Origin of the sequence: Paenibacillus baekrokdamisoli (assembly GCF_003945345.1) — a bacterium.
Classification (GTDB): domain Bacteria; phylum Bacillota; class Bacilli; order Paenibacillales; family Paenibacillaceae; genus Paenibacillus_Z; species Paenibacillus_Z baekrokdamisoli.
The window spans coordinates 5,613,729-5,628,834 of the sequence record NZ_AP019308.1 but is presented as its reverse complement, the minus strand read 5'-3'; the positions used below and the strand labels follow the sequence as shown (position 1 = coordinate 5,628,834).

Sequence of the window (15,106 nt, the reverse complement as noted above, 5' to 3'; positions counted from 1 at the left end):
TTTTAGATGTTAAAATAAGAAAAATAAAGAGAAAGAAACTGCCCAAAAATTTCGCATTTTAGAGGATGATGAGAGTATGAAGCTAAACAACCAATTCCTTCGGCTCCATTCCCACTACGGACATACCGAGGAGACAGAGGTTACGCTGGACGAATTAGCAGCAGCCTTGGATTGCACCCATCGCAATGCCATGATTATCGTGAACAAAATGGCCCAGCATGGATGGATCTCATGGACTTCCCATCGTGGACGCGGACGCCGATCAAGCTTGCAGTTTCTTGTCCAGCCTGAGGAGATTGCGGTGCAGTCCGTCATGCAGTCCATTAATCGCAAGGATTTCAAGCGGACCTTTGATCAAATCAGCATCCATGCAAGGTCTTCCTCGCTGCAGGACCGTCTGCAGGGCTGGCTGCTTACTTACTTCGGTCATCATTCCGAGATCCGAAGTGATAAGCAGATCGATACGCTTCGGCTTCCTATCCGTGAACAGCTTCATACCTTTGATCCGTTATATATGAATTTGCTCGCTGAGTCGTTTGTCTCCAGCCATGTCTTCGACGGTCTAGCCCGGAGAATGAATAATTCGAATGAGATCCTTCCGAATATCGCCCACGCCTGGGACGTGGATCAAGCTCGTACGAGGTGGACCTTCTTCCTACGTAAAGAGATCCTCTTTCACAATGGAAAAATCATGACAGCCGCGGATGTGGTCTACTCGCTGGATCGATTAATCCACTCCTCGAGGCGAACGCTGTACAGCTTTATTTTCAAACAAATCCGATCTGTTCGTGCGATCAATCCGACAACCGTGATCATCGATTTAGAGGAGCCGAGTGAGCTGTTCCTGCCATTCTTGTGTACGAGCCGCGCTGCAATTGTACCGAAGGATCTGGATCAGATTGGTGAGGCCCTCTTCGGTACACGTCCTATCGGGTCGGGACCGTTCAAGGTCGCCCAGATGAATGAGAGTATTTGTGTGCTTGAAGTGTTTACGCCTTACTTTCAGGGGAGAGCGCATCTGGACCGGGTGGAGATCGTCCATGTGCCGTGGGGGATGAAGAATGACCCTGCCGATCATTTGCTGCCCTTCCATGTAATGCAAGGTCAAGCATGGGATGGTGAAGCCGTATGGAGTCAAATTCACTCGGAGGCTTCCGTTCGGAAATTCATTACGTGCAACACCAAAAAAGCCGGACCGTTGACCGATCCGACCGTTCGTGCTCGTATTCTAGCTTGTCTGCGTGACGACAGCACAGCATCAGCAAGCAGCGGAGATCAAGGAGATCAGCCCAATTCGATTGGTACGCTGCAGATTGCAACCATTCCGCCTTACAAACAGGATGCCGAAGCCGTCGCTGCTGGGCTAGAGAAGCATGGATATGCTTGCCATGTGGTTTTTATATCGCCAGAGGACTTCAAAGGCATGATTCGACTGGAATCAGACCTTATTCTATTCTCTTTATTACGGGATCAGGATGAGCAGCTGCGTTTATTCGACCTCTATCTAACGATAGCCGAGCATGTTGAGCCTCACACGAGAGTCGACATTGAGCGATTGCTTCATACCGTGAAGCAATCACCCGATGCTAAGGAAAGAGAACAGGGGCTTGCGCGGATTCAAGACCAGCTTATTCAGGAGAATCAGCTGCATATCCTATACGAAAAGCCTGTTCAAACCGCCTATCTCCCCTCCGTGCGCGGCGTAACCTTCAACTCACAGGGCTGGGTCGACCTTCGCAATATTTGGTTCCCGTCCAACTAGCATTCCAAGCATGATGTAACTGTCTTCCTCGAATAGGCTTCAAAGCTAAAGCTGGACGAGCCCATTTCATATCCGCGATAGATGGTCAGCGGCTTACCCACCGCCTCGGCACTTCCCATTGCCAGGAAGAGCGGAATGAAATGTTCGGCTCGCGGAACGACTCACAGCGCATGATGAGCTAGCCGCTCATAAAAGTCACGAATGATAGCCAACTCTGTTTTAGCAATGACAGATAATTTTATAATCTAGTTACTTAATGTAACTAAGTATTATTTAATAAGATATTCCCATAAAGTGTGTACATTCCATTTAGTAAGATTGTTTTTATGGGGCTTGAGGGCTATAATAAAAGGAGAGAATGAGGTGATGACGATGGAGCATCCACAATTCATGTGTGCCCGTTTTGAGAAGGCGTTGGAGATATTAAGCAAACGGTGGACATCGATGATCGTCTATCAACTGCTTAACGGACCGCAGCGATTCGTTGCAATCGAGCACTCGATCCCCAACTTAAGCGGGAAGGTTCTATCTGAACGATTAAAGGAACTTGAAGCAGAAGGTATTATTCAGCGGGATGTTTATCCAGAGATGCCAGTGCGTATTGAATACAAACTTACGGAGAAAGGCCAAGGCCTCGCTCCTCTCTTTACAGAAATTATTGGTTGGGCCAATCAATGGATTGAACTGCCTCCACACCTCCCCGAATCGTAGTCACACGCTTCGGCGGAGGTGTTTTTACTTGGAAGACAAAAACATATGTTTATTAGAAGCCGCATATTCGCGGCTTTTTTCTTTTTCGCTTGAGTAAAGGAGAAAAGGAGAATTGTTTATAGATGACGAATGACTAGATGGACTGCAACAATAGGGGATATTTCTCATAGCTGCGTTTGTTAATGACAAATCTAAAAAAAATTTGCCTCGCCATGTCGATTCAATCGATATCTATTCGTCGTCTATGTAGAGGCAAATTTACCGGTCTGATTAGAACTGATAAACGAGTCTCCACAATGAATTCAGGAGGAAAACACATATGCGATTCATGATGATTGTCAAAGCTACTAAGGATTCCGAGGCGAGTGTTATGCCTAGTCAGGAGCTTGTCGAAGCGATGCAGAGGTACAACGAAGAGTTGGTTAAGGCTGGCGTGCTGCTCGCTGCCGATGGTCTACACCCAAGCTCAAACGGAATTCGGATCTCCTATCCGGAGCCCGGCGGCAAGCCGAAGATAACCGACGGCCCTTTCACCGAGGCGAAAGAGTTAATAGCCGGATATACGCTCATTGAAGTCAAATCTAGGGAAGAAGCGATCGAATGGGCGAGACGCATGCCGGATCCCCACGGTTATGGCGAAGGGGAAATCGAGCTCCGGCAGGTGTTCGAGGCGCTAGATTTGACACAAAATCCGGAAACGCTGGCGAAGGAAACCGCGCTTCGTGAACAGATGGAGAGGCTAAAGAAATCGTGACCTCCTCCGCAGCCCAGCGCACAATCGATGCAATCTGGCGAATCGAATCGGCCAATCTTATCGCTGGACTGGCGCGGATGGTACGTGACGTCGGTCTCGCAGAAGACCTTGCACATGATGCGCTTGTCATCGCATTAGAACGGTGGCCCGATACCGGAATCCCGGACAATCCCGGCGCCTGGCTGATGACTACAGCGAAACGCCGTGCGATCGATCTGATGCGCAGGAGCAAACTGAGCGACCGGAAATATGAAGAGCTTGGCCGCAGCAGCGATTTGTACACCGAGCACGACCTGGAGAATACGATGGACGGGGAGATTGGCGACGATCTCCTGCGATTGATCTTTACGACTTGCCATCCGGTCTTATCCCGCGAAGCGCGTGTAGCGCTGACGCTGCGTCTGCTCGGTGGGCTCACAACCGATGAAATCGCGCACGCTTTCCTCGTCGCCGAATCGACCATCGCACAGCGGATCGTTCGGGCGAAGCGGACGCTTAGTGCCGCTCGAGTTCTCTTCGAGGTTCCTTTGGGTGAAGAGCTCAAGGAGCGCCTGTCAACGGTGCTCGAAGTTATTTATCTCATGTTCAACGAGGGGTATACGGCGACTTCTGGCGGTAACTGGATACACCCGCTGCTTTGCCAAGAGGCACTTAGACTCGGGCGCATACTTGCGGAGATCGCACCTACGGAGCCAGAGGTTCACGGTTTGGTTGCCCTGATGGAGATCCAATCGTCACGTTTCAAAACCCGGGTAAGCCCTACGGGCGAACCCATACTTCTTATGGACCAAAACCGTGCACTATGGGATCATCTGCTGATCCGCCGCGGTTTGGCCGCACTCGAGCGTGCCCAGAAGCTCGGACGCCCGCTCGGTCCATATGCACTTCAGGCCGCGATTTCCGCGTGTCACGCGCGGGCTTGTACCGCGTCGGAGACCGACTGGACGCGTATCGCCGCGCTCTACGAAGCATTGACCCGGATTACACCTTCCCCGGTAGTCGAACTGAACCGCGCGGTAGCTATCGCTATGGCATTTGGTCCTGCTTTCGGTCTTCAGATCGTCGATGAGCTGACTTCCGAGCCGTCGCTAAAGGAGTACCACCTTCTTCCGAGCGTTCGCGGCGACCTTCTGATGAAATTGGGCCGCATGGGCGAAGCGAAGGAAGAGTTTGAACGCGCTGCGTCGCTGACACACAACGCACGTGAGCGCGAGTTTCTGCTGAAGCGCACCGCCGAATGCGCGGCCAACGTATCGGGTAATCGCGGAGGTGGCCGATCTGCGAGACCAAATTGATATGCTAAAAAAAAGCTGAAAATATTTTTCGAATCTGTCGATTTTGTCATTTCCCATTCGTCGTGTTGGTAGAGGCTGCGTTCATCGGTTATCTTTTTCGAAACACCCGGTCTATTTCAAAAAAACTAAAGTGAAAGGTTGTTGAACATGGGAGCACAGTTAAACCCCTATATTATGTCGGAGGATGCAAGAACACAGGCTGGATTTTATAAACAGGCTCTGGGAGGGGAGATCCATTCCATCATGACGTTCGGCCAGATGCCGGACACGCCAGAAGCGGTCAAGGATAAAGTGATGCACATGGTTCTGACGGTTGCCGGAGCAAATACGTTATTCCTGTCCGACTCCTTCGAACCAGTAAACGGTAGCCGCAGCATCACCATTGCCCTGACTTACGACGTCGAAGCCGAAGCCCGAGAGGCATACTCGAATCTCGGTGAGGGTGGTACGATCAAGTTTCCGTTCGATCTTCAGCCATGGGGAGCCTATTACGGCGAAGTCGTCGACAAATTCGGCGTTACGTGGATGATCGTCAAGCAATAAGACTATAAAGAAAACCCCATTTGCTTAAAAGGAGAATGACCGATGAACCAAGATGTAACAGATTTTATTGAAGCAATAAAGGAATCTTGGCAAGGGGAGCTGTGCTCCCGCCTTCGCGAGGTTGTCCACCAGTCGATTCCAGAGGTACAGGAGCGCATCCAGTACAAGAAACCCCATTTTTTGAAAAATGGAAAATACGCCGCCGTCATTTCAACGTCGAAAGACGCGGTAAGCTTTACGATCTTTAACGCAAGTGAGCTTGTGCTTCCAGAAGGAATGTTCGACGGTCCTCCCGAAAGAAAGACAATAAAGCTGCGACAAGGCCAGACGGTCGATACTGATCAACTGTCGTCTCTAGTAAGTCAGGCGGCCTCGACGTTATAAGTGCACTCTGACGCTATGTACATAAATAAGGCTTTTGATTAACGAAAAACCGCCAGATACAATTGGCGGTTTTATTATGGATATATGTTCTTATCCTCCGGCATACCCGTAGGCTAGACGTCGTATACTGTATAACTAACTGCGCAAAAAAAGCTGTCCCCAGGTCCAGGTCTTGGACCTTTTGGAACAGCCTCATCTTCTTATTCTACCTTATTACACCGTTGCGTTTATTCTAGCTCCGTCCTTCGACATCCGGTATACGCTAAGATCCTTGCTGCCTGCCACACCTGGCTGATAAGCATCGTAGCTAACTAATTTGCCATCCTTATCGAAATAATAGAAGACCTGCAGCGGAACCGTTCCGTTGACGATACTATCACGATCGGGATCTGTCTTATCGTTGGCGTACGTATAATCCCCTTTTAATCCAATATCGAACCGCCATACATTGCCATCCGCGGACTTCACAACCTCATGCTTGTCACCCATCAGCTTCGTAACCTCGCTTTGATCCGATCCGACCTTGAGGTTGCTTTCGATATCATTGATGGTAACCGGAATGCTAGCCAGCTCCTGACCATTTCCCTTTGTTGTGTTGTTTGTTGTTGCTGCGTTGCCTGTTGTGTTTTGTGTTGTATTGGATTTCTTCGTATTGGAATTATCGTTGCCGCATGCGCCCAAGATTAATGTCGTCGTTAAAGCTACTGCAACTAAAGCTAATTTCTTATTCATATCCCTTCCACCCTTCTCTTCTTTCCATTGTCTTACACTACTACAAACGAACCGAAGAGAAGGAATGTTACGAATTTACAGATTTAACTTTGCATATAAGAAAAAACGGCTGGCGCCGTCGCGCAGCTTATTCGTACGATTGCCACCAAGCTGAAGCAGGAAATCGAGCCGTTCCGACAAGGACTTTCTCGCCAATCCTCGGTGTGCTAATAGACACATTCTGAGCTCTAGCGGCCTTCACTGCTCGCTCCGCAGGGTCTATCCAGCTGTGCAGAGCTAATGTAAAGGCGCCCCAATGGATAGGGATCATTACCTTCCCTTTCACATCCAAATGAGCTTGTACCGTTTCTTCTGGCATCATATGTATCGTAGCCCATCGCTCATCATACTGACCACATTCCATTAAGGTCAGATCGAAGGGTCCGTATTTATCCCCGATAGCTGTAAAGTGAGGTCCATAGCCACTATCGCCACTAAAAAAGATTTTCGTATCTGGACTAAGTATGACCCATGAGCACCATAGTGTCGTATTGCGATCGGTCAGGCTTCTGCCTGAGAAATGTCTAGCCGGCGTACTAGCCAGTGTGAGACCCTCAAATTCAAACTCATCCCACCAATCATGCTCTTCGATCCTATTCGGATCTACTCCCCATCGCTCCAGATGAGCACCCACGCCAAGTGGGACAAAGAACTTCCTCACCTTCCCCTTCAGCTTCTTAATGGAGCCATAATCCAGATGATCGTAATGATCATGGGAGATTAGAACAGCATCAATCGGTGGAAGATCTTCGATTTCGATAGGCAGATTGCTGCTGTACCGCTTCCCTCCGATTGCCGGAAAGGGTGATGGCGCACGTCCCAGCATCGGGTCGATGAATAATGTCTTCCCATTCAACTGCAGCAGCAGGGTAGAGTGGCCGAACCAGGTGACTGCTGCTGGCTTACCGGCTTCCACTTTAAACAGTTCTTGCGAATTTAGTGGCTCCGCAGCTATGGCCTTAGCAGGCTTCCGACTCGGATTACCCTTCATAAATTCAAGCAAAATCTTCACTGTTTCTTTGGGGCTTGATGCCGTGGAGGTTGGGATTTGATTCACGAATTTACCCTTAATGAAGGACTTGGATTGCTCGATTCTGCTGCGCTGCTCTCTGGAGGGCCTCCCACCAAAAGCAGGATAGCTCTTCATAAACAGATAAACGCCAATAATGAGTACAACGATGATCAATACAGTAATTAGAAAGCTGATGATGGCGCATTCCCTCCCAGTAGTTATCTTGTTGTTTGTGGCATAATAATTCCTATCCGCTGCACATTCCTATTTGCTCCAACGAAAGCCCGTCGCCTCTTCGCTCCACTTCCAGAAGCGCTCGGCCTCCCCCTCAGAAGCAGCTCGCTTAGATATCCCTGATGGTTTGCACTTGTAATAATACTGGCCCGATACACCTGCAGCTTCGGGAGAACTGGCTAAATAGACGGCTGTAGCCGAGCCTTGCTCTGGCGATAAGAAGAACGGCCGCAGCAGCTTATGAACGAACCCGCCGAATCCCGTTGCGCGGTTCACGCCAATCTGCGTAGAAACCGCACCTGGATGAAGGGCATTCACAGTAACATGCGATCCAGCAAGGCGTGAAGCGAGCCTCCTCACGAACCAAATATTAGCCAGCTTCGAACGACCATAAGCATTCCAAATGGTGAACCTTTTCTTCATATCCATATCCTCATTATTCATCCGCCCGATCTTATGTGCGCCAGAGGATACGACGACAATACGTCCCGCTTCACTTTGCTCAAGCAAGGGCAGCAATAACCCCGTTAGGAGAAAATGGCCCAGATGGTTAACGCCAAGCTGTCGTTCAAAGCCATCCTCTGTTTCTTCTCGCTTCAAGGTAACGACACCCGCATTGTTAACGAGTACATCGATATGATCCGTACGCTCAGCTAGCTGCTTAGCAGCAGTCCGAATACTTGCAAATGAGGCCAAGTCACCCAGTATGAGCTCCGCATCCTTCCGGCCGCTCTTGCTGTTCACATAATTAACCGCTGCATGTCCTCTATCCAAGCTGCGCGCCAGCAGAAAGACTTTCATCCCATGCTCTGCTGCGAGAAGCGCTGCGGTTGCCCTTCCCATTCCACCGCTTGCACCAGTAACAACGGCTATCCGCTGCTTTTGACCCAGTACGTCAGGTAATTTGGTTACATCCTTAGTTGTCATTACGCTCACTCCCCTTATCTATCAATTGGAAGGCTAGATGACCCTAGAATTCTCCTATTTACATATAACTTTATCCAGCCGTGAAAAGCAAATGGCAGCAAGCGAATATGCTCTTTAATGTTACTGCCCTTGGCAGTTTGCTAGCTGGCATCATACAGTGATAATATGGACCCTAATTGCATTAAATTCCAAATTATAGTTGCTAAGGAGCTCTCCATGTGCCAAAAATAATAATTTCTCTTAACCTTCTGGTTCTGCTCACTGCTTCCTTGGCCGCCTTATCAGCTGCGCCAATGACGGCAGCATCGTCTGGCTCAACCTCTCCAGATCAGACGAAACAACTCCTATTACAACGCTATGAGCAAATCAAGCCCAAGAAGTGGGGAGAGAACCTTCCTGGTGTTAAAACCCACTTAACCCACTTAAACAAGAAGGATAAAGTGATCGCCTTGACCTTTGATGCTTGCGGGGGGTCCAAGGGGAGCGGCTATGATAAGAAGCTGATTGATTATCTCATTCACGAGCAAATCCCAGCTACATTATTCGTGAATGCTCGGTGGATCGACGCCAACCCGGCGATCTTCCTAGAGCTAGCCAAAAATCCGTTATTTGAAATTGAAAATCATGGCTATGAGCATCGCCCGCTCTCCGTTACAGGTAAGGCGGCTTATGGTATTCGGGGTACGAAGAATGTGGCTGCTGTCGTTGATGAGGTAAGTAAGAATGAGGAGAAAATCGCCAAACTAACGGGCCGTAGACCGCTTTACTTCCGCTCTGGAACCGCCTATTACGATGATGTAGCCATTCATATTGTTCAAGATTTGGGCTTAGAGCCCGTTAATTACAACCTTCTCGGCGATGCTGGCGCTACATATAATACGAAGCAGGTAGAAGCCGCTCTGATGAAAGCAAAGAATGGCTCCATCGTGATTGGTCACATGAATCATCCGGAGAAGGATACCGCAGAGGGTGTGATGAAAGCCATACCGAAGCTCCAAAAAGCCGGCTTTCGTTTTGTTCTCTTAGAGCAGTATCCCTTGCAGTAAGCACGGTCAATAGATATCAACGACTCCTATAAGATACGCTTCAGCGTCCTATTTTAAATGCACGTTTGTTGGTTATAAAACTCTTGAAAACAGGAAACCCCCACTACATATCGTAATGGGGCTTCCATTTCATGATCAAAAGCTATTACCAACTTAGCTTATCAATCAGCTGCTTAAAACTAAGATGGAGAAGTTTCCAAGTTCCTTATTTTACTCCAAAACTCTGCTACCCCCGGGTTATCGGCATTATATTGCCCCATACAAAGAGTGAGCAGATCCTGAATCTTATCTTGGGGTAGCGGAAGTTCTAGATTACCAGTGCGATCATCCGCCAGAATAGCGTCGAACGGGCTTAGTATGCCCATAATCGGAAGTGAAATAGACCTGCAAGACTTAGACTTATAGAACGAAAAACTCCGACTAAGGATTCGAAAGTTTCCTGCGGAAGCCCTGCATGCTAAGCGTCGCCGGTTTCCACATCCATATGAACAACGTAAAGTCGGTTCGGTTCGGACAGGCACAATTCGTAAATTCCATCGTCGGCAAGCATCAACTCTCCGTCGTCCGTTCGAGGGCGCGAATGCGCATGAATCCGTAAAGTGCCTATGCCCGCTTCGTTCGTCCGAACGCGGATCGTAGAGCTATTCCCAAACACTTCAATATCGCCGTTCGAAGTCGGAACTTTACCCTCGATCCATTCGAGATCGCACAGACGAGGCTCTACGATATACTGAGTATAACCTGGTTCTAGCGGCCGAACGCCCAACACGTATTTGCCAAGAAGCAGATTCGGCGCCGCGCCCCAAGCATGGCAAAGGCTTTTGCGGTATTTATCGCCGTACATGTCATATTGCTCGTCCGCGGGAAGCGTCGGATCGTATTCCTCCCAGAACGATGTCGCGCCCAATTCGAGCATGCCGCCCCAATAGCTCCGGATTTCGCTAAGTACATGCTCGGGCTCGCCTAGCAGGCAAAGGGCTTCGAGTTCGAATAATCTCATGAACGGCGTCTTGATTTTTTGTACGTCGTCGTTCAGCAGCACTTTGGTCTTGACGGATTCCCTCTGCTCTGCGTCCAAATAATCGAATTTCGTCGCGAAGATGTTCGGATACTTCAGAACGCTCCGGTTAACCTCGCCTTGATGACGGCCGTGAAGCAACGCGCCTTCCTTCCCGTCCCAGAACACGTCGAAAATCTTTCGCCGCAGACCGGCAGCGAGTTCGCCGAAACGCTCCAGGTTGTCCGTATCTCCCAGCTTCTCGGCGAATAGCGCCATCGTATCCAGACTTCGACAGAACAGAAGTTGTTCAGCGCTGACCTCCCCGCGCAAATCCATCGGCGCCCAATCGATAAACACCCAGTCTTCCGGACGCCCTTCCATCATGCCCTCTTCGTTACGCCGATTCAAACAGAACTCCATCAGCGACAGCATTTTACGATAATTCGTCTCAATAAACGCCAGATCGCCCGTATAAACATAATAATCACGCAAACTCAGAAACCAATAAAACGTGAAATCCATGATCGTATTGATATGAGTACAGACCGGGTCTTTTCCTCGCAACGCGATTAATGTCCGTTTGGCCAAGTCTTGTTCGAAAAACACGTAGTTGTTGATCATCAATCCGATATTCGCATCGCCGCTCCAAACCCATCTGTCCCGCTTGATCCCGTCGTATAGAAACTCTCTCATCGTAAGGCGAATCGTATGAACGGAAACATCCCATATCCGATTCAGCGTGTCGTCCGAGCTGCGGAACGAGCCTTGAGCTTCCATCGGTAAAAATTCGTATTCATGCAGGGCGCGAGAGTAGGTTATCCCCTCGTCCGACTTGACGTACACGTAGCGGAATGCCCGAGTGACCGGCGTCTTGATTACCGCTATCGCCTTCGCGTCCCCCTCGACCGGCAGATCGTCGAAAGTTTCCGAAAGCTCGCCTGCCATCGCCTCTTCACGGGATTCGCCGTAGGTGAGACGAATCGTCCCTTTGCCGGTTACGTCCGTAAAGTTCAGATAACCAAAAGACTCGCGGCCGAAATCGAGCAAGGTCCCCCCTTCGATATCCTCGACTTGGACGGGAGCAAACGTTTCGTACGAAAACGGAAATTCCTTCGGCGGATGATGGATTTCGTCAAATTGCGAAGAGGATGCCGCATTGACCCACTTTCCGTCGAGAGCCGTCACTTCCCACGTATCGTCGGTAATGTAGCTTTCGCCCGATGCGTAGATCGCCGGAACGTAATGCTCGTTGTATACGTTAATCGTCAGCTCATGCATTCCTGCCGGAATAACAACCGAAGTGATCGGTTTCCGCTCGTAAGGAATCGGAGTCATATTCCCGTCCATCAGCAGCACGAACTCCCCTTGAACGGATAGCGTTAACGTCTCGGGCGCATCTAAATGGAACGTCTTACGGAATTTAACGCTTGTATAGGCATCGTCCAATCGCCACGATGGCGGACAAATATACCCTTTATACTGCCTGAGAACGGATACCTTCCGATGAAGCCATATTTCGTAGTCGTCCGGATACCAGATCCAAGTTGCCTGATTCTTTCCGATGTTCATTCGAGTTCTTCTCCTCTATGTCGATGGCCGATCGGGCGGGTTACGCCCATCCGGCCACACTAAATTCGTATTTGCCTGATCCGACAGTGATCCCTTTGCCCGACTTGGGAAGCATAATCAATGCCTCGGTGTTCACGGGAACTTCCGCATGGAGAGTGAATATTCCATTCTCGATCCTCCATGAACTGACGATGGTTCCGTACAGCGTCTCGTATCGGCAGCTCGCATGGGTAAACCCTCCACCCGGACGCGGCTGAATTTTGAACGTCCGATAACCCGCTATTCCGTCCTGTAGGTCTATGCCCGCCACGAACCGATATATCCATTCCCCGACTGATCCGAGCGCATAGTGATTAAACGAATTCATCTCCGGATCCTGGAAGCCCTTCTCGTTCGTCCAGCCGTCCCAGCGCTCCCAGATTGTCGTCGCTCCGTTGCGCACGGAATATAACCACGACGGAAAAGTATCCTGAAGCAGCAATCGATATGCCACATCTGTCTCTCCCCGCTCTGCCAGCTCCGAAAGCACATAGCTAACACCCATGAAGCCCGTCGTCAAATGCCAGTCGCGCTCGCGAATATCGTCGAGTAAATTCCGAAACGCAAGCGGGATCAACTCTTCGGGAAGTAATCCGATCTTCAGCGCGAGCACGTAAGCCGTCTGCGTTTCGCTCTCGATCATGCCGTCATCCCGGACGAATCGCTTCTGGAAAGACAATTTTAATCGCTCGAAAAGCTCTCCATAGCTTTCGGAGTCGCTTCGCTTGCCGACGATGAGAGCCATCTTCTCCATTAATTGCACGCTATAAGCAAAAAACGCAGCATTGATCAATGTAGGCGGCGTGTCTGCCCCGTGTGAGAGATGATCCCCGAACGATTCAGACTTCCGGATCAACTGTTCGTCGCTATCCTTGATCATCCAATCGATCCATCGCGCCATCGCGTCATAGTTCGTCTCGATGAACCTCGTATCACCATACACCTGATACATGATCCAAGGAATAATAACCCCGCCGTCGGCGAAAAACACATGCCCGTATCCAAAGTGCTCCACGAACGGAGCAATATCGGGAATCGCGCCATCTTCCGCCTGGGCATCGCGGATGTCCGTTAGCCACTTCGTATAGAAGCCAGCCGCGTTCATATTGTAGGTGGCGGTCCTGGCGAAGGCATGCGCATCTCCGAGCCAACCTAGTCTCTCGTCCCTCTGCGGGCAATCTAGCGGAATGCCAAAGAAATTCCCCTTCTGGCTCCAACGGATGTTGTCCAGCAGCTTATTAATTGATGGATTCGAGGTTTCCATGTCAATTACGGGATCCGCGGCCGAATGAACGACGATTCCCGTGATCTGATCAGCCGTCAATTCGCCGGGATAATCTTGGATTTCCACGTACTGAAAACCGTGATAAGTAAACTTGGGCTCATAGCTTTCTTCCCCGTTGCCGCCGCCAGCGATATAAACGTCCGTCTGCTTAGCGGTGCGCAAATTCGCCCTGTACAAACTTCCGTCCATTTCTAGCCGTTCGGCGTAACGAATGCGAATTTTCTTACCACTCTCCGCGCCTTGCATCTTCAATCTAACCCAGCCAACCATATTCTGTCCCAAGTCGACGATGAACGTTCGCTCGTCATGCCTGACGATGGATTTCGGAACGATTTCCTCAATCCGCTGAATCGGTGGACCTTGTTGCGCCGACATCAAGCCTCCAGGCAGCTCTTCGTGCAGCAGTGAAGCTTGCCATTCTGGCTGCGCCATTAACTTCCGCGCATCGAAAGTCTCACCCATGTACATATCCGCAGCGACGACCGGGCTTTCGGCGGATTGCCAATCGGTATCCGAAAAGATGACTTCTTGGGTATGATCGCTAAATTCCAATAATAACTGGGCGCGCAAGCCCACCTTTTTCCCGTAATGGTAAGGTCCGCATATGCCCAAATTGCCCGCGTACCAGCCGGAACCGACGATCGCCTCGAGCGAATTGTCTCCATCTTGAATCAATGACGTCAAATCATAAGTTTGATAAGGTATCCGTGTACGATAATCGGTCCAACCCGGAGCAAAGACGTCGTTGCCGATTTGCCGCCCGTTCAAGTAACCTTGATAGATTCCTAGAGCCGAAATATATAATCTTGCCTTTAGTACTGGCTTGTCGACGCGAAATTGCGCGCGGAACCGAGGGCAAGGCCCGTAAGCTTTGTTAACCGGATACAAAATCCGCTTATATACCTCCCAGGAATCATGCCCGAATCGACCGATCGAAACTGGCGAGCGCCAATGCGAGTCATCCATATCGTGGGATATCCAACCCTCTTCAGGGATATCGAAGGTTTTCCAATTCGATTCCGTCGTTTGCAACATTGCGCGACCGTCGCTATAACGAAGAGATAATGCCGCAATGAAGCCGGGATGCTCACCGTCCGCGGCACAAGCAATCAGGTTGCTCCCCTCTCGCAGCAAATCGGCAATGTCCAGCGTAACAGCTTGCATATAAGGATAATAAAGTCCTTCGTCTTCTCCGTTCACATGGATGTAAAGCGAATCGGTCGCATAAACATGCAGCTTGGCCTCTTCAGGCAATTCCCCGTCGATTGCGAAAGATAACCGGAAATATCTGCGGGAGTTTTCCTTATCCTCGTTCGGACGAGCCTGCGGATCCCAGACGACCGGGATATCTCGAAGAAGATCAGGCTCCGGCTGAGGATCGGGTAGGAATGGAGCGGTGATCCACTTCGCCTGCCAATCGGATGGAGACAATAACCCCGTTTCCCACCAGCCCGAGTCGCTCCATTCACTCTCGTTGCTTTCTTCATCCCACACTTTTACTTTCCAGTAATACCGGGTTCCCGATTGAAACGGATTGCCTTCGTAAATCCGGTGCTGTGACTCGCCCGATACCACCTGTCCGCTATCCCAACAGTCACCGATATCGCGATCCAACGCTTCCGAGCTTAACGAAACGAGAATTCGGTAAGCGCTCTGGTACTGCGTCGAGCGATCCGAGCGCAGCTGCCAGCTTAGTGCCGGGTTAGCGGCATCTATTCCCAGAGGATTCACCTCGTAATCCACCATCATCTTGCTTATCGTAAGCATGTTTGTC

At 50.0% G+C, this 15,106-nt stretch carries 12 protein-coding genes; 7 read left to right on the top strand and 5 right to left on the bottom strand.

Going from position 1 to position 15,106, the window contains the following annotated elements; translation table 11 throughout:
* Positions 1-76 precede the first annotated feature (76 nt).
* From EKN16_RS24755 to EKN16_RS24730, 6 genes are all read left to right on the top strand, one after another.
* Complete coding sequence (locus EKN16_RS24755) at positions 77-1,762, top strand: ABC transporter substrate-binding protein (protein ID WP_125663320.1); 1,686 nt, start codon at positions 77-79, stop codon at positions 1,760-1,762.
* 372 nt (positions 1,763-2,134) lie between these two features.
* A complete protein-coding gene (locus EKN16_RS24750; RefSeq protein ID WP_125666641.1) occupies positions 2,135-2,473 on the top strand; it encodes a winged helix-turn-helix transcriptional regulator in 339 nt (112 codons plus the stop codon).
* Between the two features lie 319 nt (positions 2,474-2,792).
* Entirely contained in the window at positions 2,793-3,227 is a 435-nt protein-coding gene (locus tag EKN16_RS24745; protein WP_125663318.1) for a YciI family protein, read from the top strand.
* The gene (locus EKN16_RS24740) at positions 3,224-4,522 is read left to right on the top strand and encodes an RNA polymerase sigma factor (protein WP_125663316.1); all 1,299 of its coding nucleotides are present in this window, start codon (positions 3,224-3,226) and stop codon (positions 4,520-4,522) included. Before EKN16_RS24745 ends, EKN16_RS24740 begins: the two co-directional genes overlap by 4 nt.
* A gap of 147 nt (positions 4,523-4,669) precedes the next feature.
* The gene (locus tag EKN16_RS24735) at positions 4,670-5,065 is read left to right on the top strand and encodes a VOC family protein (protein ID WP_125663314.1); all 396 of its coding nucleotides are present in this window, start codon (positions 4,670-4,672) and stop codon (positions 5,063-5,065) included.
* 42 nt (positions 5,066-5,107) lie between these two features.
* Positions 5,108-5,449, top strand: coding sequence for a DUF1801 domain-containing protein (locus EKN16_RS24730; protein WP_125663312.1), 342 nt, complete (start codon positions 5,108-5,110; stop codon positions 5,447-5,449).
* Positions 5,450-5,662: 213 nt separating this feature from the next.
* Here the strand turns inward: EKN16_RS24730 and EKN16_RS24725 are convergent, their stop codons facing one another.
* From EKN16_RS24725 to EKN16_RS24715, 3 genes are all read right to left on the bottom strand, one after another.
* A complete protein-coding gene (locus EKN16_RS24725; RefSeq protein WP_125663310.1) occupies positions 5,663-6,181 on the bottom strand; it encodes a hypothetical protein in 519 nt (172 codons plus the stop codon).
* Positions 6,182-6,308: 127 nt separating this feature from the next.
* Positions 6,309-7,406: an MBL fold metallo-hydrolase gene (locus EKN16_RS24720; protein ID WP_260182434.1), complete on the bottom strand. Its 1,098-nt coding sequence runs from the start codon at positions 7,404-7,406 to the stop codon at positions 6,309-6,311.
* A 90-nt stretch (positions 7,407-7,496) separates the two neighbouring features.
* The gene (locus EKN16_RS24715; protein ID WP_125663308.1) at positions 7,497-8,393 is read right to left on the bottom strand and encodes an SDR family oxidoreductase; all 897 of its coding nucleotides are present in this window, start codon (positions 8,391-8,393) and stop codon (positions 7,497-7,499) included.
* Positions 8,394-8,611: 218 nt separating this feature from the next.
* On the opposite strand from EKN16_RS24715, the gene EKN16_RS24710 reads away from it, so the two are divergent.
* On the top strand, positions 8,612-9,439 hold the full coding sequence (locus tag EKN16_RS24710; RefSeq protein ID WP_197719108.1) for a polysaccharide deacetylase family protein: 828 nt from the start codon (positions 8,612-8,614) through the stop codon (positions 9,437-9,439).
* A 457-nt stretch (positions 9,440-9,896) separates the two neighbouring features.
* On the opposite strand, the gene EKN16_RS24705 is transcribed toward EKN16_RS24710, so the two are convergent.
* Together EKN16_RS24705 and EKN16_RS24700 are read right to left on the bottom strand one after the other, a co-directional pair.
* Positions 9,897-12,008: an alpha-L-rhamnosidase-related protein gene (locus tag EKN16_RS24705; RefSeq protein WP_125663306.1), complete on the bottom strand. Its 2,112-nt coding sequence runs from the start codon at positions 12,006-12,008 to the stop codon at positions 9,897-9,899.
* A 40-nt stretch (positions 12,009-12,048) separates the two neighbouring features.
* Positions 12,049-15,099 (bottom strand): family 78 glycoside hydrolase catalytic domain, encoded by a 3,051-nt coding sequence (locus EKN16_RS24700; RefSeq protein WP_125663304.1) that lies wholly within the window; start codon positions 15,097-15,099, stop codon positions 12,049-12,051.
* Positions 15,100-15,106: the final 7 nt, after the last annotated feature.

Coding starts and splice junctions, on each gene's coding strand:
- EKN16_RS24725 (WP_125663310.1), bottom strand. CDS start 6,181: ATGAATAAGAAATTAGCTTTAGTTGCAGTAGCTTTAACGACGACATTA.
- EKN16_RS24730 (WP_125663312.1), top strand. CDS start 5,108: ATGAACCAAGATGTAACAGATTTTATTGAAGCAATAAAGGAATCTTGG.
- EKN16_RS24735 (WP_125663314.1), top strand. CDS start 4,670: ATGGGAGCACAGTTAAACCCCTATATTATGTCGGAGGATGCAAGAACA.
- EKN16_RS24715 (WP_125663308.1), bottom strand. CDS start 8,393: ATGACAACTAAGGATGTAACCAAATTACCTGACGTACTGGGTCAAAAG.
- EKN16_RS24700 (WP_125663304.1), bottom strand. CDS start 15,099: ATGCTTACGATAAGCAAGATGATGGTGGATTACGAGGTGAATCCTCTG.
- EKN16_RS24705 (WP_125663306.1), bottom strand. CDS start 12,008: ATGAACATCGGAAAGAATCAGGCAACTTGGATCTGGTATCCGGACGAC.
- EKN16_RS24755 (WP_125663320.1), top strand. CDS start 77: ATGAAGCTAAACAACCAATTCCTTCGGCTCCATTCCCACTACGGACAT.
- EKN16_RS24750 (WP_125666641.1), top strand. CDS start 2,135: ATGGAGCATCCACAATTCATGTGTGCCCGTTTTGAGAAGGCGTTGGAG.
- EKN16_RS24745 (WP_125663318.1), top strand. CDS start 2,793: ATGCGATTCATGATGATTGTCAAAGCTACTAAGGATTCCGAGGCGAGT.